Here is a 664-nt window from a genome sequence, read left to right as displayed (position 1 = left end):
AAACCACACCGCCGGCGGCGTTTTGTCGGCCGACGCACGATCATCGCGCACGTACACCCACAAGCGAGCGGTCTTCGTCTTGCCGTTGCCCGGTGCAAGCACTGGAACCGGCGTGTCGTCGGCGTGCAGTTTCGTCGCCGACATCACGTGACGACGCAGTGTTTCAACGAGCGGCTGCAGCAGCGTCGCAGCGTGACCGACCCACTTCGCAAGTAGCGAGCGATCAAGCTCGACGCCTTCTCGCGCGTACATGACCGACTGGCGGTAAAGCGGTACATGGTCTGCGAACTTCGAGACCAGCACGTGTGCCAGCAGCCCTGGGCCGGCAAGACCACGTTCGATGGGACGACTCGGTGCAGGCGCCTGAGAGATGTGGTCGCAACACACGCACGCAAACTTCGGGCGCACATGACGGATGACCCTGAAGCTTGCCGGTACGTACTCAAGTTGTTCGGCGACGTCTTCGCCCAGTGACTTCATCTCGCCACCGCACTCCGTGCACTTCCCGGCCGATTCGGGCAAGTGCGTTCGGATCTCGCGCCGCAGATGCTCAGGCAGCGGCTTGCGCGGTGCCTGTTCCGCAGCCGTGCGCGGCGTCTTCGGGATTTCGATCGGCGCCGCGCCTTCGTCGGCCTCAAGCTCTTCGAGGCGCAGTTCGAGTTGC

Annotated in this window: 1 protein-coding gene; it reads right to left on the bottom strand. The window is 63.9% G+C overall.

Annotated elements, in window-relative coordinates; all coding sequences use genetic code 11:
• The coding region (tnpC, locus tag BN2475_RS32985) for an IS66 family transposase (RefSeq protein ID WP_245841775.1) at positions 1 to 664 on the bottom strand (664 nt) is incomplete at both ends.

This window comes from Paraburkholderia ribeironis (assembly GCF_900019265.1).
Classification (GTDB): Bacteria; Pseudomonadota; Gammaproteobacteria; order Burkholderiales; family Burkholderiaceae; genus Paraburkholderia; species Paraburkholderia ribeironis.
Note: the sequence above shows the minus strand (reverse complement) of the source record. Positions and strands in the feature narration are given on the sequence as shown.